The following is a 19,198-nucleotide window of genomic DNA, read 5'->3' as shown; positions in this document are numbered from 1 at the left end:
TCTTCCTTCTCCCCGTAACAACGGGGAGAAGGTGCCGAAGGCGGATGAGGGGCGAGCGGCAATACGCGAAAGCATCCCCTCACCCGCCTTCGGCACCCTCTCCCAAAGGGAGAGGGAAAAGCGTCAGCGACGCGCGTTGAACTCGCGCAGCAACTCGCGCGTCACCGCATCGGCGGCTTCACCTTCGCCCGAAAGCGCGGGCAGCAGCGAGTTCGCGACCTGCTTGCCCAACTCCACGCCGAACTGGTCGAAGGCATTGATGCCCCACAGCACCGACTGCAAATAAACACTGTGTTCGTACAGCGCCACCAGCATGCCCAGCGACTGCGGGGTGAGCGCATCGAGCAGCAGCAAGGTGCTGGGACGATTGCCGGGATAGCGGCGGTGCGGGTCGTCGCTGCCCTGCCCGTTCGCCAGCGCTTCGGTCTGCGCCAGCAGATTGGCGAGCAGCGCGGCGTGGTTTTGCGCATGCGGATGATCGGCCTGCAACACGCCGATGAAGTCCGCCGGCACGACTTGCGTGCCCTGGTGCAAGGCCTGGAAGAAGCTGTGCTGGGTATCGGTACCGGCACCGCCCCACCAGACCGGCACGGTGTCGATGCCGACCGCACTGCCGTCCAGCTTGACCGACTTGCCGAGGCTTTCCATCACCAGTTGTTGCAGGTAGTTGGGCAGCAACTTGAGGCGGTCGTCGTAGGGCAACACCGCCTGCGTGGCCGCATGCAGCGCGTTGCGGTTCCACACGGCAGTCAGTGCATGCCAGACCGCGATGTTTTCACGCAGCGGCGCACTGCCAGCGTGTGCGTCCATCGCAGCCGCGCCATCGAGCAGTTGCAGGAAGCAATCCATGCCCAGCGCCAGCGCGATCGGGAAGCCCACCGCCGACCACAGCGAATAACGCCCGCCCACCCAATCCCACATCGGCAACGTGCGCTCGGGCGGAATGCCGAAATCGGCCACGCGCTGCGCATTGGTGCTGACCGCGTACAGGCGGCTGTCATCGCCCAGCCAATTGCGGACGATGCCGCCGTTGAGCAGGGTTTCCTGCGTGCCAAAGGTTTTCGAGATGACGATGGCGGCGGTGCGCTTTGGATCGAGGCCGGCCAGCGTACGGCGTGCGGCATTGCCATCGACATTGGAAATGAAGTGGACGCGGAAACGCGCATCCGGCAGCGCCAGCGCATCGACGATCAGGCGCGGTCCCAGGTCGGAGCCGCCGATGCCGACGCTGACGATGTCGGTGACATCGCTTGCTTCAAGCTGTTCGATCAACTCGCGCATCCGCGCCTGCGCGGCCACGGCCTGCGCGCGCGCGTCGCGGGCGATGGCGGCACTTGAGGTGTCACCACGCAGGGCACTGTGCAGCGCGGCGCGGCCTTCGGTCGGGTTGACGGTGGCACCATCCAGCAGCTTGCGCATCGCGCCGGCAAGATCGGCCTGTTCGGCGATGCCAAACAGCGCATCCAGCGCCACGCGATCAAAACGCTGGCGCGAAAAGTTGGCGTACAGCGGGCCTGTGCGCAGCGCGAAATCCCGCGCACGCGCGGGATCGGCGGCGATCAGTTCGGCGATGGTGGTGCCGGCCAGTCGGCGTGCCTGTGCCTCAAGTGCGGCCAACATGTCAGGCAGCTTGCTTCGGCATCGAATGATTCGTATGCGTCATCCGGTTGTCGCGGTCAACATACAGGCAGGTCGGCTTGAACTTCGCCGCTTCGGCCTCGTCGCAGTGGCCGTAGGCGCAGATGATGACCAGATCGCCCACCTGCGCCTTGTGCGCGGCGGCGCCGTTGACCGAGATCACGCCGCTGCCTTCCTCGCCACGGATCGCGTAGGTGGAGAAGCGCTCGCCATTGTTGACGTTGTAGATGTCGATGCGCTCGTATTCGCGGATGCCGGAGATGTCCAGCAGGCGACCGTCGATGGCGCAGGAGCCTTCGTAATGCAGCTCGGCATGGGTGACGGTGGCGCGGTGGATCTTGGCCTTGAGCAGGGTGAGTTGCATCGCATGACTCCGCTGGAACGGGCCGGTTGTCCGGCAACAGCCCGGAAGTATAGGTCGAGGTTTCCGTGCTGCAACAACGCGCCATCACAAGCTGCAGGATTTCAGCCGGGCAGAACGAACTCGAGATTGTCGATCAGCCGCGTGCGGCCCAGCTTCGCCGCGATCAGCGCCACCCGTGCGCCGCCCGCACCATCCGCCGGTTCGCTGAAGTCGGGGCAACGGATCACTGCGTAATCGGGCACGAAACCGGCATCGCGCAAGGCCTTGTCGGCATCGGCTTCGACCACCGCCCGTTGCACACCCGCCTGCATCGCATCGCGCATCGCAAGCAAGGTGCGATGCACCAGCGGAGCAACAGCGCGCTCCTGCGGCGACAAGTACTGGTTGCGCGAACTCATCGCAAGGCCGTCATCCTCACGCACGATTGCGCCGGCAATGATCTCGATCGGCACCTGCAGGTCGGCCACCATCTGCCGGATCACCGCCAGCTGCTGGAAATCCTTGCTGCCGAATGCCGCCACGTCCGCCTGCACCTGGTTGAACAGGCGCGTGACCACCGTACACACGCCATCGAAGTGGCCGGGGCGATGCGCGCCTTCCAGCACCGCGCTGACGCCGGGCACATGCACCTTGGCCGCAAGCTCCACGCCGAAGGGATACATCGCCTCCACTTCCGGCAGCCACAGCACATCGCAGCCGGCAGCTTGCAGGCCGCTGGTGTCGGCGTCCGGCGTGCGCGGGTAGCGGGTGAAATCCTCGTTCGGGCCGAACTGGGTGGGATTGACGAACACGCTGGACACCACGCGGTCGGCATGCTGACGCGCCAGCTTCACCAGCGAGTAGTGTCCGGCGTGCAGGTTGCCCATCGTGGGCACGAAGCCAATGCGCAAGCCTTCGCGCTTCCATGCGGTGACAGTGGCGCGCAGTTGGTCGAGTCGGGTGATGGTCTGGATCACGGCTTCACTCCGTTTGTCTCCTTCCCTTTCAAGGGAAGTCAAAACTGCAAGACCGTCATCCCCGCGAAAGCGGGGATCCATGGACGTTGATCTTCAACCACAAAGTCCATGGATTCCCGCCCTCGCGGGAATGGCGAACAAAAATTGCTAGGAATAGGAATGCGTTTCATCGGGGAACGCGCCGCTGCGCACGGCCTCGGCATAGGCGCGCACCGCGCCTGCGATGGAGCCGCCTTCGGCGAGGAAATCCTTGACGAACTTGGGTTTGCGATGCCCGGTATCGATGCCGAGCATGTCATGCAGCACCAGCACCTGCCCGTCACAGCCCGCGCCCGCGCCGATGCCGACGGTGGGAATCGGGCTGGCGGCGGTGATGTCGGCGGCGAGATTGGCTGGCACGCCTTCCAGCACCAGCAATGCCGCGCCGGCTTCGGCCACGGCCAGTGCATCCGCGCGCAGGCGTTCGGCGGCGGACTGCTCGCGCCCCTGCACCTTGAAGCCACCCATCCGCAGCACCGATTGCGGGGTCAAACCAAGATGCGCGCAGACCGGGATTTCGCGCTGCGCGAGGAAGCGAATCGTCTCCAGCTTGTGGCCCGCGCCTTCCAGCTTGACCATCGCCGCGCCGGACTGGATGAAGCGCACCGCCGCCGCATGCGCCTGCTCGGGCGTGGCATCGGAACCAAACGGAAAGTCGGCGATCTTCAGCGCGCGCCTTGCACCGCGCGCCACGCAGGCGACGTGATAGGCGATGTCATCCACCGTCACCGGCAGGGTGGAATCGCGGCCCTGCACCACCATGCCCAGCGAATCGCCGATCAGGATCAGCTCGATGCCGGCATCGTCCAGCACCCGCGCCAGGCTTGCGTCATAGCAGGTGAGCATGACCAGCTTGCGGCCTGCGGCACGCGCATCGGCCAGCATCGGCACCGTCCACGACTTCTGTTCCGCATGCACGCTCATGGCAGGTTCCGGCGGGAGATGCGCGGCATTATCGCGCAGAACGTGCGCTTGACTGCTCAGGAATCGCGAAGATCGCTGATCGCTTCCACGCCGGCAGCATCGATGTGGCGCAGGGCCTCACCCACGCTGCCGTGGCCAGGGAACGGCGCGGTCGGCGCGATCTCCGCCAGCGGCACCAGCGCGAATGCGCGTTCGTGCAGATGCGGATGCGGCACGCGCAGGCCGGGGATGTTGATCGTGCGCTCGCCGTACAGCAGCAGGTCAAGGTCGATCACGCGCGGGCCCCAGCGCACCGAAGCGGCATCGCCACCGCGCATGCGCCCCGCCCTGCGCTCGATGTCCAGCAGGTGTTCGAGCAGGCTCCGCGGGTCAAGGCGCGTTTCCAGCAGCACGGCAGCGTTGACGAAATCCGGCTGCTCGATGTTGCCCCATGCCGGTGTGCGATACAGGCGCGATGCGGCCAGCACACGGCTTTGCGGCAGGTCGTCCAGCGCGCGGATCGCGGCACGCACGGCTTCCTGCGGATGGCCCAGGTTGGCACCCAGGCCGATGCAGGCGTGCGTGGACGGACTCATTGCGCGGCTGCCGGCTTGTTCCTGCGGCGGCGGCGGCGCTTGCGCGGTTCGGATGCATCGTTCTCATCCTGCCCATCGTCCGGCACGCCTTCATCCTGCGCTTCGCCGGCAGCCACCGCTGCAGCGGGATGCAACTGCGCCTCGCGCCAGAACGCCACATCATCGGCATGCGTATCGGACGCCACCAACCGCAGTTCGAGGAAATCGAACGCGGCACGGAAACGCGGGTGCGCCAGCAGGCGGAACACGCGCTTGCGCTGGCGCTGCGAAAAACGCGCCTGCAGCAGCCAGATTTCCTGCATCGGCAGCGAGAACCGGCGCGGCAGCGCGGTACGCGCCACTTGATGCAACGTCACCCGGTCGGCGGCGCGGCGCTGCGCCTCGGCGGCATGCATGCCCTGCGCCTGCAGCAACGCCAGCGCGCGGCAGTACGCCGGCCACAGCAGCACCGCATAGAGGAAGGCGGGCGATACCGATTCATCCGCCGCTACCCGCGCATCGGTGTTGCGCAAGCCCTGCAGCAGCATCCGCCGCAGCGCGCCGGACTTGTTGGATGCCAGCGCCTGCGCGGTTTCCGGCAACAGCACCGGCAGCAGGCCGTGCGCTTCCAGCAGTTCAAAACTGGCCACCGCATGGCCGGACAGGAACAGCTTCAGGGTTTCCTCGAACAGGCGCGCCGGCGCGGCATCGGCCAGCAGCGGGGCCAACCTGGCGATGGGTTCGGCAGTCGCAGCCTCGATGGTGAAGCCCAGCTTCGCAGCCAGACGCGCCGCACGCAGCATGCGCACCGGGTCTTCGCGGTAGCGTGCCTCGGGGTCGCCGATCAGGCGCAGCAGCCGCGCCTGCACGTCTTCATAACCACCCACGTAGTCGCGCACCGAGAAATCCTCGATGGCGTAATACAGGGCGTTGGCGGTGAAATCGCGGCGCACCGCATCGTCCTCGATGCTGCCGTAGATGTTGTCGCGCAACAGGCGGCCATCCTCGTGGATCTTGCGGTCGCCCTCGGTGTCATCGCTGCCGTTGGCGCGGAAGGTGGCCACTTCGATGATTTCGCGGCCATACACCACATGCGCCAGCCGGAAGCGGCGACCGATCAGGCGGCAGTTGCGGAACAGCGCCCGCACCTGCTCCGGGGTGGCATCGGTGGCCACGTCGAAATCCTTGGGCACCTGCCCGGCCAACAGGTCGCGTACCGCGCCACCCACCAGAAACGCACCGAAGCCGGCCTCGCGCAGGCGGTACAGCACGCGCAGGGCATTCTGGCTCATCTGCTTGCGGGAAATGCCGTGCTCATCGCGCGTGATAGTGCGCAGGACAGGGGCGACGGATGCGGACGTGGTTGCGGATTCGGTCATGCGTTGCGGCCAGGCCGCTGGTCAGAGATTGCCGGGAAAGCGCGTTGCCACTGCCCCGCGCAGCCGCCTATACTAGCAAGCCGGTTGCGGAAGCCGCATACGGTTCCGGCGGGTTGAGATCCCCGGAATGCAGCACCGCCCCACAAGGGCACCATGCACCCTTCGTCTAGTGGTTAGGACGCTGGCCTCTCACGCCGGTAACACGGGTTCGAGTCCCGTAGGGTGTACCAAACAATAAAACCCCGTGCGCAGGCACGGGGTTTTTTGTTATTCGCTACCACCCTGCGTCCGACAGCTCGCTCGAAGTCGTCGCCGCACTCGGCGTCGCGCCTGCGGTAGCCGCCGTTTCACCACCGGGCCGGAATACGCGATCGGCCATGTCAAACAACATGCTCCAGTGCGCACGCGCCTGCAGGTTGACCGACTGCCGCTTCGATGCGAACTGCGTGCGCAGCGCGCGCAATTCCGCACGCAGCATTGCAGTGGCGTCATCGCCACCCTCCAGATTGCGGGCACGCCCTGCCAGCAGATCGACGTACAGACGTTGCAGGTTGCGCCGCAATGGCGTGGGCATCTCGTTACCCGCCAGTTCGCCCAGGATGCCCGCACGCAGGTCGGCCAGCAGTTGCTGCACGGAATAGGCGCTGACGCCTGCGTTCAGTTCCTGCACCAGCAGGCTGCGCAGCCGGCTTTCGGCCAGCAGTTCGGCAAGGATCTTTTTCTGGCTGTCGGCAATCAGGCTGCTGGCGGCATCCGGGGCCAGGCGTTCGGTGATCGCCGGCTCGAACCACCATTGCGGCGTCTGGAACAACTGCTGGTTGAGGAAGGCAACCGCGCGCCCCTGTTCGGCACGCGGCGTCATCTGGGCGACTGCACCTGGCTGGTCGCCGTGCCTCGTGCGCAGTTCGTAACTGCCGACCACCGCCACCACATGCCGCAATTCGGTTGTCCATTGCGTGCCCGCCACCTTGTACAGGCGCTGCAGGTCATCGTCGTTGCTGCCAGGCCGGATCGCCATCTTCGGCAGCAGCTTGAGCAAGCGCTTGAGGTTGCGGATGCCAAGTCCGGTGGCGGTCACGGCGTCGGCATCGCCCACTGCCTCCTCCAGGTTGCCGCGATCATTGCTGCCGCGATTGGGCGTGGAAAACCGCAGCCACGGCTTGATGTCCTGTTCGCGCGCCCATGCGTCCAGCACCGGTTTTTCCTGCTGCGGGGTGCGCGCACCCGGTACTGGTGCATAACCCCACTTCGTCGCGAACACATCATAGGGGCCGATGCGCGGGATCAGCAGTGATGGATCAATGCCGTCCTCCGGCTGCACCAGGTAGTTGAAGCGGGCGTAATCCATGATCGAGGGCGTGTGGCCCATCGTCTTCAGCCACTTCGCATCGCGCAGCTTGTCCACCGGATAGGTGGAACTGGCCTTCATGTTGTGCAGGAAACCCAGCGAATGACCGACTTCATGGGTGACGATGTAGGCCACCAGCTCGCCCATCAGGTCGTCGGGCAGCGGTAACCGTTGCGCGCGCGGATCCAGCGGCGCGGCCTGCGGGATGTACCACTCGCTGACCATTTGCTGGATGTTGTGGTACATGACGATGTTGGCGTTCAGGATCTCGCCGGTACGCGGGTCGGTCAGGCGCGGGCCGTAGGCATTCGCCACGTTCGACGGCACCCAGCGCAGCACGCTGTAGCGCACGTCCTCCGGATCGAACTCGGGGTCTTCTTCCCTGGTCGGGAACGGGCGCGCCTGCACCGCATTTTTGAAGCCGGCGGCTTCGAACGCCATGTTCCATGCCTCGATGCCCTTCTTCACGTAGGGCACCAGCGCGGTTGGCGTGGAGCGGTCTATGTACCAGACGATGGGTTTGACCGGTTCGCTCAGCGCGGCGTTCGGATCCTTCTTCTCCAGCCGCCAGCGCGAGATGTAACGCTCGGTTTCCGCCGGGCGTGCGCTGCCGCCGAAGTTGAGCATGTCCTGATAGAAGTACCCAACGCGGTCATCCGCCAGGCGCGGCATCATCGGCTGCGCGGGCAGTTCGACGATGCTGTAGGCCATGTCGATGCTGTTGGCGCGCGCCGGGAAGCTGGCCGGCGCAGGCTTCGGGCCCATGGGCGTATTGAGCATCGCCGGCGCCATGTAGGTATGCACGGCATCGACGCGCAGGCTGCCGGGGAAGGCGCGAACCCCGTTCACGTAACTGCGAGCGGATTCCAGCGAGCGCGCCTTGAGAATCTGGCGCGCAGTGAAGTCGCCCACTTCGGTGGTGAACAGCTTGCTCACTTCGATCACGGGTGCGCCGTCGCGTCCATAGGCTTCGACATTCAGCGCCATCAGGATGGCATCGCGCTGCGCCGCCTGCACCGCATCGACATTGGCGCTGCCATCGCCGGTGACGTAGGTGTGGTTCATCGCCTGCAGATAGACGCGGTTGTCGCGCAGGACGAAGCGCACTGCCTCCTGCGCCAGCGACTTGCCGGCATGATCGACACCGGGCGGCACCGCGGCCGCGTTGACAACCATCAGCAGCGGCTTGCCCAGCAGCGCGGGCGGGATCTCGAAATACAGCCGGGACCTGACCCGATGCACATCAAACAGGCCCTTCTGGGTCTGCGCATCGGAGGTGATGACCTTGCCATAGGGTTTTGGATCGGTGGCTTCCGGTGGCGATGCCGTGGCAGGCGGCGCTGCCGGTGCCGGCGCGGCAACGGCCTCGGCAGGCGTTTCGATGGGTGTCTGCGCCTGCAAGCTGCCACACAGGCCCAGTACGGGCAGCAACAGGCCCGCCAGCCATTGGCGACGGGGTTTCGAGGTCGTATGCGGCATCATCGAAATGAACGCAAGCTTGGCGTGGCGGGAACGGAAACTACATGCCCTTTCCCCCGCTGCCGGGGGAGAGGGCATGAGGCGCTGCGCGGTCAGAAGCTGTAGCGCAGGGTGAAGGTGTAGCGGCGCAGGCGCGGATCGATGGAGCCGTTGACGCTGCCGGTCTGGCTCATCGGTGGCTCGGCATCGGTGGCATTGAGCAGGCCAAGCGACACCCGGGTGCGGCCCAGCACGCGGTCCAGCATGCCGCCATCGTCATGCAGGGTGCCGCTGCGGAAGTCGTACCAGACATTGGCGTTCCAAGTGCGCGAGGATTCGAACACGTTGCTGCTGGACAGGCTGACCGGGAAACCCTGCTGCTGGATGGCGGTGACGCTTGCACCCATGCCGCGATGCTGCCAGGCCAGGTTGGTGACCGTGCGCGTTGGCGACAGCCTTTCGGATACCGCCACGCTGGGCGGTGCATCGGGCGTGGCGAACGCCTGCCGCAATGTGGTGCGGGTGGCCTTGGCATCCAGCGAGAACTGGCCGATGCCGGTATCGACGTGATAACTGATTGCATAGTCGAAACCGGCGGCACGGTAACGCGCGATGTTCCGCGACACGTTTTCCATGTGGATGATGCGGCCGTAGGTGTAGCCGGCGGCGCGGTCTTCGTCGGTCAGCTCGGCGCGGGTGAAGGCCTCGGGAAAATAATCGAGCATTTCCTGCCGGGTGATGCTGCCGATGCGGTTGAGGATGTCCGATTCCCAGCGATCCACCGACAGCGACAGTCCAGACAGCCAGCGGTTCTTGAACGGCGACTGGATCATGACGCCGTAGTTGCGGTGTTCGGAATCCTCCGGCTTGAGGTTCGGATTGCCGCCCACCGTGGTCGCCAGCCGGCCGATGTACTGCTCGTTGTTGCGATAGGTGTCGATCAGGGTGTCGCCGGTGACCGGCACGTTGACGGTGTTGCTTGAGCGCGGACGGGTCAGATCCACCAGATAGGGCACGCGGAATGCCTTGTTGTTCGATGCGCGAAAGGCCAGCCACGCCACCGGCTTGTAAAGCAGGTTGGCAAGCGGCTTGGTGGCGGTGCCGAAATCGCTGTAGTCGTCGCGACGGACGGCAGCGCCCAGGGTCAGCTCGTGCATCATCGGGAACGCGAAGCTGGGCGAAAACACCGGCATCGAGACTTCCGCGTACTGCGCATTGAGCCGGCGCGGGCTGGCAGGCGGAATCGCTTCCAGGGTGCTGCTCTGGTCACGCTCGACCCGGTAGCTCTCGCGGCGGAACTCGGTGCCAAGCGCAAGCTTGATCGGGCCGGCGGGCAATTCCAGCAGCGCACCGTCGAACGACAGGCTGGCGGTCTGGGTGATGGAGGTATCCCGGATCGCGCTGGGCTTGAGCAGCGAGCGGAAGAACTCCTCCGAACCCGCGCCGGTGAGGTTGTCGTCCAGCAGGATCGGGCGCTTGCTCGGGTCGGTATCGGCGATGGCAGCGTTGAGCTTGGTGGTGTCGATCGACCAGATCGTGTCCGGCAGGTCGGCCACGCTGCGGGCGTCGCTCAGGTAGAAGTCGTAGCGCCAGTCCTTCGGCAGGTCGCCGCGCATGCCCAGCTGCGCCGACTGGGTGGTGAACAGATAGCTTTTGGTCGTGCCCAGTTCCCACAGGTACTTGTCCACCCAGATCGGCACGCCAAACGGGTTGCCGGCATAGTCCGCAGGCAACCGCGCGCTGATCTGCACCGGCGCGGCGATGGCCTCGGACTCGTTGCGGGAATACATGTAGTCGCCGTACAGCTCGGCCCATTCGGCGAGCTGGTAATCCAGGTGCAAGGTGACGTTGCTGCGCTGGTATTCGTTGACCGCATTGGTGAACTGGCCGCTGTCGTAGAGCGGGGTTTCCACGGCGTTGGCGTAATCGTCCACGGTATTGGTCAGGCCGTCGGCACCGCGCGGGATGTAGGCATTGCGGCTGGTCAGGCCCGGCAGGTTGGCATTGCTCACCCGCTGGATGCGCCCCCCGATCGGATACGCATTGACGATGCCGTTGGAACCACCAAGAAAGCGCATGTCGTCGGAGGCCAGCCACCAGCGGTCACGCCGCGCCAGCGCGTTCTGGGTGGCGTGCATGGCCGATACGCGCAGACCGAAATCGTTCTTGCGAAAGGCGTGCGAGACCGAAATGCGGTCATTGGCCGCATCGGTGTCGAAGGTGTCGTCGCGGGCGTATTCGATCTCGGTGCCCTTGTAGCTGTCGCGGGTGATGATGTTGACCACGCCGCCGACCGCATCGGAACCATAGATGGCGCTGCCGCCGCCCAGCAGCACTTCCACCCGCTCGATGGCGGACAGCGGAATGCCGGTGGCTTCATAGGCCGAAGCCACAGTGCGCTGGCCGGTCATCGGCAGGCGCTTGCCGTCCAGCAACACCAGCGTGTTGCCTGCCGACAGGCCACGGATGTCGAACAGCAAACGCCCGTCAGGCGAACCGCCGCTGCTGTTGCCGGTGAAGGCAGCGGCCTGCCCCACCGACAACTGCGGGATCAGGTTGCGCAATTCGTCCAGGGTGGTGACGCCGGAGCGCTCGATGTCCTCGCGGGAAAACTCCAGCACCGGGTTTGCGCCCTGCACGCCAACGATGGAACGCAGGCGCGAGCCGGTGACCACCACGGTTTCGAGCTGTCTGGTTTCTTCGGCAGCGGCATCGGCACTGGGCGGTGCATTGCTGCGGGTTGGCGCTTTCGGCGCGGCAGCAGGCCTGGGCTGCGGCGCATCCGCCCTGGCGATGAAAATCACGCCATCCTGGGTGGTGCGCCAGGTCAGCCCACTGCCGGCAAGCAGCCGCTTCAGGCCGCTGGTGGTCGAATATTGCCCGTTCAGTGCGGGCGCGTTCTTGCCCTGCACCAGCTCCGGCGGAATCATGATCTGCAGGTCGCTGGCCTCGGCAAACTTGTTCAGCGCCGTGCCAAGCGGCTGGCCCGGGATGGCATAGACGCGGGTTGTGCCCTGCGCCTGCTGCGCCAGCGCCTGCGGTGCCGCGACGACAGCCAATGCCGCGCACAATGCGACAGCCAGCGAATTCAACCGAACCCCCTTCGGCTGCATGACCTGATGGTTCCCCATACTGCAAATCCTCTGCGATGACGTGAAGTGATGTGTGGGTCGTCCGTGACAGCCGATCTTTCCCCTACACCTGTTGAAGACGCAGCGTTTCGGCAATCCCTCACCCCGGCCCTGCTGAATGCGAATCCATGCCTCGGCAACGCAGCGGCGTGACGCCCTTGTGCTTGCGCGCCGTCGGGCTATCGCCTAGCGTGGCGCTGTCCGCAACCCACGCCCATGGCGACCGATGGCACAGGATCGCCCACCGCAAGGCTCGTCCCCGCCCGCCGCCGATGCGCACGATTTCACCGCATTGGCGCTGGAATACCGCCCGCGCCTGATCCGCTATTTCCGGCACCACCTGGGCACGCCGGACGACGCCGAGGACATGGCGCAGGACACCCTGATCCGCGCCATCCGCTCGCCTTCCATCACCGGCGTGGCCAACATGGAGGCGTTCCTGCTGACCATCGCCGGCAACCTGCTGCGCGACCGCATCCGCCGCGAACGCGCCAGCCACAGCCGCCAGCACGTCTCCATCGACGATGCCGCCGAAGACCTGCCGACTGAGGACATCCACGCCGAGCGCGTCTATCAGGACAAGGCACGGCTGAAATGCTTCCTGGACGCGCTGGAGCAACTGCCCCCACGCTGCCAGCAGGTATTCCTGCTGCAACGCTATGACGGCCTCACCTACAGCGCCATCGCCGGGCAGTTGGGGATCAGCGTCAGCGCGGTGGAAAAACACATGATGCGCGCGCTGCTGCATTTTGCATCGCGCATGGAATCGCAATGAGCACGAAAGAGAACTTCCTGAAGGTCATCGAAGGCGGCGATCCGGTTCGCGAACAGGCGGCGACCTGGTTCGCCCGCCTGCAGGCCGACGATGTCAGCGAAGGCGACCGCAGGCGCTGGCATGCATGGATGGAGGGTAGCCAGCAGCATCGCCAGGCCTACGCACGCTTCGAGGCGCTGTGGTCGGAGTTCGGGGATTTCGCGCCGTCGGCGGAGGTCGCAGGCCGGCTTTCCGATACCCGCCGGCAACTGGCGGCGGAGCGCAGGCGTGAAAGCGGTCGCCGTGTTGCCAGGCGGCGCTGGCTGGGCGCGGCGGCGGCGGCGGTGATGGCGGTGATCGCCGGCACCTGGCTGCTGGTGCAACGCCCCGCTCCTGCAACGACCTATGCCAGTGCGGTTGGCGAGCATCGCGAAATCGCGCTCGACGACGGCACCCTGGTGGTGCTGGACACCGATTCGCAAGTGCAGGTGCGCTACAGCCGCAAGGCGCGCAGCATCGTGCTGGAACGCGGACGCGCGCTGTTCGACGTCGCCCACGATCCAAAGCGCCCATTGACGGTGGATACCGATGATGCCGGCGTGCGCGCCATCGGCACCCGCTTCGAGGTCTATCGCCGCGCCGACGCCACCGAAGTCGAATTGTTCGACGGCAAGGTGGCGCTGCTGGCCGCACGCACCGCAAGCCAACCGCACCGGGAACTCGCCCGCTTGGTGCCAGGCCAGTACGCACGCCTCGGCAAGGACGGCGCGCAACCGCAGATCGGCATGTTCGACCACCGCCGCGAAGCGGCCTGGACCAGCGGCAAGCTGCGCTTCGAGAACACCCGGCTGGCGACGGCAGTGGCGGAGTTCAACCGCTACCACGCGCATGTGCGGCTGGTGGCCGATCCCTCGTTGGGCGAAATGGCGATCAGCGGCGTGTTCCGCAGCAACGATCCCGCCGCCTTCACTGAAGCGCTGCGCATGGTCTATGGCGTGCAGGTGACCCACGCCGCGAACGGCGACATCGTGCTGTCCGCCGCAGACTGAACGCAAACAAACCGCGCGCCGTCGGCATTCGCCACAACAGCGCCAATCCGCATGCCCGACGCAGGATGAGGCGGATACCTCACATGACTCTTGCGCCATCAACCACCGCTCGCCGCGCGCCTAGACTGCGCGCGCTCTTCCACGTACGAGGCTCCACCCCATGAAGTCGCTCCGCCTGCACGTCATTGCCCTCGCCTGCCTGATCGCACTGCCCGGCGCAGCCTTCGCCGGCAACATCACGCTGCCAAAGGGCACCAGCGCCGGCGCCTGCGTGGAAGGCATCTGCGAATACCGCCTGCACAACGGCCTGCGCGTGCTGCTGTTCCCGGATGCCAGCAAGCCCACGGTCACCGTCAACCTGACCTATCTGGTCGGCTCGGTGCATGAAAATTACGGCGAAACCGGCATGGCCCACCTGCTGGAGCACATGCTGTTCAAGGGCACGCCCACGCACCCGGACATCCCGGGCGAACTGAAGAAGCGCGGCGCAAGCTTCAACGCCACCACTTCGCTTGACCGCACCAACTACTTCAGCAGCTTCCCCGCCAACGACGACACGCTGGATGCCATCCTGCGGCTGGAAGCTGACCGCATGGTCAATTCCAACGTTGCGAAGAAGGACCTGGACAGCGAGATGACCGTCGTGCGCAACGAAATGGAGCGCAGCGAGAACAACCCGGCCGGCATCCTCGGCGAGCGCATGCGCTCCACGGCCTACCTCTGGCACAACTACGGCAAGGACACCATCGGCGCGCGCAGCGACGTGGAAAACGTGCCGATCGAGCGCCTGCAAGCCTTCTACAAAACCTGGTACCAGCCGGACAACGCGGTACTGATCGTGGCCGGGCGCTTCGACGAAAGCGCGCTGCTGGGCAGGATCGCCGCCATCTTCGGCGCGATCAAAAAACCTGCACGCACCCTTCCGACGATGTACACCGCCGAGCCTGTGCAGGACGGCGAGCGCGAAGTCATTGTCCGCCGCAGTGGCGACGTGCGCGTCACCCGTCTTGCCTACCACATGCCGGCGGCGACCCATCCGGATGCCGTGGCACTGGCGTTGCTGGGCGACATCCTGTCGCACAGCCCCGGTGGCCGCCTGCACAAGGCGCTGGTGCAGACCAGACTGGCGGCGAGTGCCAGCGCCTACGCCGGCAATTCGCCTGATCCCGGCCTGTTTTCGCTGTCGATGACGGTGGCGAAAGATGCCGACCCGGCAAAGGCCGAGGCCGAACTGCTGAAACAGGCCGAGCAGATCGCCGCCACGCCAATCACCGAAGCGGAGCTTGCCGAAACCAAACAGCGCATCGCCAACGAATACGAAAAGGCCTTCGACAACGTCAACCGCGTATGCATGGCGATGTCCGAATACGTGGCTGCCGGCGACTGGCGGCTGTGGTTCGTGCTGCGCGATGCCGCAGAACAGGTGACCGTGGACGACATCAACCGCGTTGCCCGCACCTACCTGATCCCCAGCAACCGCACGCTGGCCCGCTTCATCCCCACCGAGAACACCAAGCGCGCCATCATTCCGCAGGCACCATCGCTGTCCTCGCTGGTGGAAGGCTACAAGGGCCGCGAGGCATTGCAGGCCGGCGAAACCTTCGACCCCACGCCGGCCAACATCGCCGCGCGCACCGAAGTCTTCGCCATCGGCGACACGCTCACCGTTTCCCTGCTGCCGAAGAAGACACGCGGCAGCACCGTGGTGTTCAACGCCAGCTTCCGCTTTGCCGATGTGGAGGCACTGCGCCGCTTCTCGCCGCAGGCCCACAGCTTCGCCGGCAGCATGCTGATGCGCGGCAGCAAGACGCTGACCCGCGAGCAGATCAGCAAACGCTTCGAGGCGCTCAAGACCAATGCCTCCGTGCTGGGCGGTGGCCAGGGCGCCAACATCCTGCTGCAGACCAAACGCGGCGAACTGGTCGAAGCGTTGACGCTTGCCGCCGACATCCTGCGCAACCCCGCCTTCCCGGAAGCCGAGTTCGAGCAACTGCGCATACACGCCATCACCAGCCTGGAAGCGCAGCGCAAGGAGCCGGGCAGCGTGGCCGGGCAGGCGCTGGGCAAGGCGTTCAATCCGTGGCCTGCCGGCCACCCGATGCGCTTTCGCAGCATCGACGAACAACTGGCCGGCCTGAAGGCGCTGAAGCTCGACGAACTGCGCGCATGGCACCGCCAGATGTACGGCACCAGCGACGGCCAGATCGCCATCGTTGGTGATTTCGACCCCGCGCAGATCAAGCCGCTGCTGGAAACACTGTTCGCCGGCTGGAAGCCGGGCGTGCCCTATGCCCGCATCGCCACCCACTACAGCGATGTGCCCGCACGGCACGAACGGCTGGAAACACCGGACAAGGCCAATGCGGTGTTCATCGCCCGCCAGAACATGGCGCTGAACGATGACGACCCCGACTATCCCGCGATGCTGGTGGCTGACGAGATTCTTGGCAGCAACGGCCTGAAGTCGCGGCTGGGCGACCGCGTGCGCCAGCAGGACGGCCTGAGCTACAGCATCGGCAGCAGCCTCAGCGCCGATTCCAGCGTGGACAACCGGGACGATGCCGGCAACCTGACCGTCCAGGCTATCGTCGCCCCGCAGAACATGGACAGGCTGGAAGCCGCCGTGCGCGAGGAACTGGCGCGCTTCGTGAAGGACGGCATCACCGCGACGGAGCTTAAGGACGCCGTGAGCGGCATGCTGACCCGCCGCCAGCAGTCGCGCGCCAGCGATGCCACCGTGGCGCGCATGCTGAATGCCGATGCCGAACTGCAACGGCCCATGCTGCGCCGGGCCGTGTCAGACGAAAAGCTGCGGGCGCTGACCGTCGAACAGGTCAACGCCGCGATCCGCAGGTTCATCAAGCCGGCGCAGTTCTCGGTGTTCCAGGCTGGCGATTTTGCCGGCGCGGGCAAGGCAGCCGCTGCGAAATAAGCCGCATCGCAGGCGTGCAGGACGTTTCGGGGATTTCCCGGGCTGCTTGCCAGCCATTCTCATTCGGCGACCTGCTCCGCCACGGCGCTAAACTATGCGCATCGCAACACGGATCAACCGGCAATGCCCTTCGTCGTCACCGAAAACTGCATCAAGTGCAAGCACACCGACTGCGTCGAGGTGTGCCCGGTGGACTGTTTCCACGAAGGCCCGAACTTCCTCGTCATCGACCCCGATGAATGCATCGACTGCACCCTGTGCGAGCCAGAATGCCCGGTCAATGCGATCTTCCCGGAGGAAGACGTGCCCGCCGGGCAGGAACCCTTCATCGCGCTCAATGCGGAGCTGGCGAAGGCATGGCCGGTGCTGACCGTGCGCAAGGATCCACCGCCGGATGCGGCGGAATGGGACGGCAAGCCGAACAAGCTGCCGTTGCTGGAACGATAGAAACACGCAGGGGCAGGCCCTGTGCCTGCCCCGAAACGCATAACGATCGGTGGCAACGCCACACGAGGGCGACCACAGGGGGTCGCCCCTACGGTGTCTTACGGCGTGAGTGCAGCCTTCAGCACGCCAATCAGCTTCACCGGCGCATCGCCGGTCGGCGGCAGGCCACGCGGATCGACCGCGGACACATAGGTACCGTCGCCGGCCTTGGTCACGCGCACCAGGAACTTCGCGCCCAGGTAATCGACATCAAAGGTGCCAAGGATCGCGGCCTTGTTGGCGATGGACACGCCCTGGGTCGCGGCCAGCACGTCGCCCACCTTGGCGAACACGGCATCACGGTCGCTGGCAACGTTGAAACCCAGCGGGGCCACGCTGGCCGTGGCCGTGCCCGATGCCGTCGCGCTGGTGCTGACCGAAGGCAGCGCCATCGCCCGCTCGGCCGCAGGGCGGTCAAGATCCGGCGGCACTTCCAGCGGGCGGGCCTCCGCACTCTGGGTGTAGAGGTCGTTCTTCTTGCCGAACCAGCGGCAGCCGGACAGGCCACCCACCAGCAGCAGGGCGACGAGCGGGGCGGCAATCAGGTACGCGGGGGACGTGCGACGCATCGGTAACTCCTGTCAGGCCGCAATGGCGCGGCTTTGTTCTTCAAGTTGGAGGATGTCCGCGTGCAGGCGCTGGGCCTCGGCGGCATGCGTGGATGATAGCGGTTGCAGCGGCAAACGCAGGCCGTGGCCGATTCCGTTCAGCGCCAGCAAAGCTTTGACCGGGATCGGATTGGGTTCCACGCCCAGGAAGTGGTAAAGCTGGCCCAGGGCGGCGTCCAGCGCCTGCGCCCCCGCCACATCGCCCGCACGGGCGCGGTCGCACAGGCGGCGGAAGCTGTGCGGCACCACGTTGGAGGCCACCGAAATCACGCCATCGGCACCTGCCAGCATGGCCCGCGCGGCGGTCGGGTCATCGCCGCTGAGCACCACAAAGCCGTCACGGCGGCAAGGCAGCAGGGCGTCCATGCGCGCTTCTTCGGCGCGTGCTTCCTTGATGCCCACGATGTTCGGATGCAGCGACAGCTCGCCCACGGTTTCCGGGGCCAGGTCACAGCCCGTGCGTGCCGGTACGTTGTACAGCACCACCGGCAGCTCGCCCTCGTCGGCCACCGCGCGAAAATGCGCCAGCAGGCCGGCCTGCGTGGGTCGCACATAGGGCGGCACCACCACCAGCGCGGCATCCGCGCCCAGCGCGGCGGCGCGGCGATTGGCAAGGATGGTCTTGGCGGTGCTGGACTGGCCGGTGCCGGCGATCACCGGCATGCGCCCGGCGTAGAACTCCACCGCATCGCGCAGCAGGCTTTCGTATTCGGCATCGAACAGGGCCGGGGCCTCGCCGGTGGACCCGGCCACCACCACGCCCTGCGTGCCGGCATCCAGCTGCGCCTGCAGCATGCGCAGCCATGCGGCCTGGTCGATGTCGCCCGCCGCCGTGAACGGCGTTGCCAGCGCGGTGATGCTGCCGGAAAGCTGCAAGGAAGTGGCCCGGTTCGGGGCACGGCGGGGTGCGCAGTGCGATGTGGACGAAGATGCGTGACGATCTTACTTGCGGCCCGAAAGCACCGGCAAGTATGCTGACCGCGTCGGCCCGCGTGCCGGCATGTTCCCTCACCGTTCCGGACGCCCCCTTGAGCGACACCACCACCCGGCCCGCGCCGAACGAAAACCACCTGCTGATCAACGCGTACACCACGCATCCGCAGTCGCCCCTGCTCGCCGTGACCCGCCGGATCACCGATTCCGGCTGCAATCTGGTCGATGCACGGCTGGCGACGGTCGGGCGCGACGTTTCGGTCAGCGCGCTTGCCACCGGCTCATGGGATGCCGTGGCCAAGCTGGAAACCATGCTGACCAAGCTGGAGCGCGAGGAAGGCCTGAAGCTGGTCTGGTATCGCACCGGGCCCAAGCCGATCCAGTCCAGCCTGCTGCCGTACGTGGTCGAGGTGATCGCCGCCGACAAGCCCGGCATCCTGTTCCAGTTGGCCGATTTCTTCGACCATCAGGGCATCACTATCGAAAGCCTGCACTGCTCGCGCTACCGGGCGATGCAGACCGGGGCCGACATGTTCTCCGCGCAACTCCAGGAAATCATCGCGCAGCGCGGCGATGTGCATGTCCGCCGGCACACCGATCGTCAGTTGTGCAGAGAACATGTCGGCCCCGGTCTGCATCGCCCGG

General features: G+C 65.9%; 15 protein-coding genes and 1 tRNA gene. 6 read left to right on the top strand and 10 right to left on the bottom strand.

The window, feature by feature from the left end:
• Positions 1-123: 123 nt before the first annotated feature.
• From pgi to pcnB, 6 genes are all read right to left on the bottom strand, one after another.
• Positions 124-1,620: a glucose-6-phosphate isomerase gene (gene pgi / locus QM612_RS03515; protein WP_415252513.1), complete on the bottom strand. Its 1,497-nt coding sequence runs from the start codon at positions 1,618-1,620 to the stop codon at positions 124-126.
• 1 nt (position 1,621) lies between these two features.
• Positions 1,622-2,002 carry an aspartate 1-decarboxylase gene (panD, locus tag QM612_RS03510; protein WP_415252512.1) on the bottom strand — a complete coding sequence of 127 codons (381 nt, stop codon included), beginning with the start codon at positions 2,000-2,002 and terminating at the stop codon, positions 1,622-1,624.
• A gap of 101 nt (positions 2,003-2,103) precedes the next feature.
• Positions 2,104-2,958 (bottom strand): pantoate--beta-alanine ligase, encoded by an 855-nt coding sequence (gene panC / locus QM612_RS03505; RefSeq protein WP_415252511.1) that lies wholly within the window; start codon positions 2,956-2,958, stop codon positions 2,104-2,106.
• Between the two features lie 147 nt (positions 2,959-3,105).
• Positions 3,106-3,921 (bottom strand): 3-methyl-2-oxobutanoate hydroxymethyltransferase, encoded by an 816-nt coding sequence (gene panB / locus QM612_RS03500; RefSeq protein ID WP_415252510.1) that lies wholly within the window; start codon positions 3,919-3,921, stop codon positions 3,106-3,108.
• Between the two features lie 56 nt (positions 3,922-3,977).
• On the bottom strand, positions 3,978-4,496 hold the full coding sequence (gene folK / locus QM612_RS03495; RefSeq protein ID WP_415252509.1) for a 2-amino-4-hydroxy-6-hydroxymethyldihydropteridine diphosphokinase: 519 nt from the start codon (positions 4,494-4,496) through the stop codon (positions 3,978-3,980).
• Positions 4,493-5,854: a polynucleotide adenylyltransferase PcnB gene (pcnB, locus tag QM612_RS03490; RefSeq protein WP_415252508.1), complete on the bottom strand. Its 1,362-nt coding sequence runs from the start codon at positions 5,852-5,854 to the stop codon at positions 4,493-4,495. The genes folK and pcnB overlap by 4 nt, the downstream gene beginning before the upstream one ends.
• A gap of 155 nt (positions 5,855-6,009) precedes the next feature.
• Here pcnB and QM612_RS03485 point away from each other — a divergent pair.
• Positions 6,010-6,084: transfer RNA gene (locus tag QM612_RS03485), tRNA-Glu, on the top strand.
• A 44-nt stretch (positions 6,085-6,128) separates the two neighbouring features.
• On the opposite strand, the gene QM612_RS03480 is transcribed toward QM612_RS03485, so the two are convergent.
• Both QM612_RS03480 and QM612_RS03475 read right to left on the bottom strand, forming a co-directional pair.
• Positions 6,129-8,681 carry a zinc-dependent metalloprotease gene (locus tag QM612_RS03480; RefSeq protein ID WP_415252507.1) on the bottom strand — a complete coding sequence of 851 codons (2,553 nt, stop codon included), beginning with the start codon at positions 8,679-8,681 and terminating at the stop codon, positions 6,129-6,131.
• A gap of 92 nt (positions 8,682-8,773) precedes the next feature.
• Positions 8,774-11,773, bottom strand: coding sequence for a TonB-dependent receptor plug domain-containing protein (locus tag QM612_RS03475; protein WP_415252506.1), 3,000 nt, complete (start codon positions 11,771-11,773; stop codon positions 8,774-8,776).
• Positions 11,774-12,017: 244 nt separating this feature from the next.
• Between QM612_RS03475 and QM612_RS03470 the strand changes: the two genes are divergently transcribed.
• The 4 genes from QM612_RS03470 to fdxA all read left to right on the top strand — a co-directional run bounded on the left by QM612_RS03470 (position 12,018) and on the right by fdxA (position 16,973).
• On the top strand, positions 12,018-12,566 hold the full coding sequence (locus QM612_RS03470) for an RNA polymerase sigma factor (protein WP_415252505.1): 549 nt from the start codon (positions 12,018-12,020) through the stop codon (positions 12,564-12,566).
• Entirely contained in the window at positions 12,563-13,594 is a 1,032-nt protein-coding gene (locus tag QM612_RS03465) for a FecR family protein (protein WP_415252504.1), read from the top strand. Before QM612_RS03470 ends, QM612_RS03465 begins: the two co-directional genes overlap by 4 nt.
• A 160-nt stretch (positions 13,595-13,754) precedes the next feature.
• Positions 13,755-16,526: a M16 family metallopeptidase gene (locus tag QM612_RS03460; protein ID WP_415252503.1), complete on the top strand. Its 2,772-nt coding sequence runs from the start codon at positions 13,755-13,757 to the stop codon at positions 16,524-16,526.
• Between the two features lie 123 nt (positions 16,527-16,649).
• On the top strand, positions 16,650-16,973 hold the full coding sequence (gene fdxA / locus QM612_RS03455; protein WP_415252502.1) for a ferredoxin FdxA: 324 nt from the start codon (positions 16,650-16,652) through the stop codon (positions 16,971-16,973).
• A gap of 98 nt (positions 16,974-17,071) precedes the next feature.
• Here the strand turns inward: fdxA and QM612_RS03450 are convergent, their stop codons facing one another.
• Positions 17,072-17,581: a hypothetical protein gene (locus QM612_RS03450; RefSeq protein WP_415252501.1), complete on the bottom strand. Its 510-nt coding sequence runs from the start codon at positions 17,579-17,581 to the stop codon at positions 17,072-17,074.
• Positions 17,582-17,593: 12 nt separating this feature from the next.
• Positions 17,594-18,496: a 4-hydroxy-tetrahydrodipicolinate synthase gene (gene dapA / locus QM612_RS03445; protein ID WP_415252500.1), complete on the bottom strand. Its 903-nt coding sequence runs from the start codon at positions 18,494-18,496 to the stop codon at positions 17,594-17,596.
• Positions 18,497-18,591: 95 nt separating this feature from the next.
• On the opposite strand from dapA, the gene QM612_RS03440 reads away from it, so the two are divergent.
• On the top strand, positions 18,592-19,198 hold a 607-nt coding region (locus QM612_RS03440; RefSeq protein ID WP_415252499.1), incomplete at its 3' end, for a glycine cleavage system protein R.

This window comes from Thermomonas sp. (genome assembly GCF_047606765.1).
Taxonomy (GTDB): Bacteria; Pseudomonadota; Gammaproteobacteria; order Xanthomonadales; family Xanthomonadaceae; genus Thermomonas.
This window is presented reverse-complemented; position numbering and strand designations above follow the sequence as displayed.

Bases quoted from the DNA above. Each gene is read 5' to 3' on its own strand.
- QM612_RS03465 (WP_415252504.1), top strand. From the start codon at position 12,563: ATGAGCACGAAAGAGAACTTCCTGAAGGTCATCGAAGGCGGCGATCCG.
- QM612_RS03460 (WP_415252503.1), top strand. From the start codon at position 13,755: ATGAAGTCGCTCCGCCTGCACGTCATTGCCCTCGCCTGCCTGATCGCA.
- QM612_RS03470 (WP_415252505.1), top strand. From the start codon at position 12,018: ATGGCACAGGATCGCCCACCGCAAGGCTCGTCCCCGCCCGCCGCCGAT.
- folK (WP_415252509.1), bottom strand. From the start codon at position 4,496: ATGAGTCCGTCCACGCACGCCTGCATCGGCCTGGGTGCCAACCTGGGC.
- panD (WP_415252512.1), bottom strand. From the start codon at position 2,002: ATGCAACTCACCCTGCTCAAGGCCAAGATCCACCGCGCCACCGTCACC.
- pgi (WP_415252513.1), bottom strand. From the start codon at position 1,620: ATGTTGGCCGCACTTGAGGCACAGGCACGCCGACTGGCCGGCACCACC.
- QM612_RS03475 (WP_415252506.1), bottom strand. From the start codon at position 11,773: ATGCAGCCGAAGGGGGTTCGGTTGAATTCGCTGGCTGTCGCATTGTGC.
- QM612_RS03480 (WP_415252507.1), bottom strand. From the start codon at position 8,681: ATGCCGCATACGACCTCGAAACCCCGTCGCCAATGGCTGGCGGGCCTG.
- QM612_RS03450 (WP_415252501.1), bottom strand. From the start codon at position 17,581: ATGCGTCGCACGTCCCCCGCGTACCTGATTGCCGCCCCGCTCGTCGCC.
- pcnB (WP_415252508.1), bottom strand. From the start codon at position 5,854: ATGACCGAATCCGCAACCACGTCCGCATCCGTCGCCCCTGTCCTGCGC.
- panB (WP_415252510.1), bottom strand. From the start codon at position 3,921: ATGAGCGTGCATGCGGAACAGAAGTCGTGGACGGTGCCGATGCTGGCC.
- fdxA (WP_415252502.1), top strand. From the start codon at position 16,650: ATGCCCTTCGTCGTCACCGAAAACTGCATCAAGTGCAAGCACACCGAC.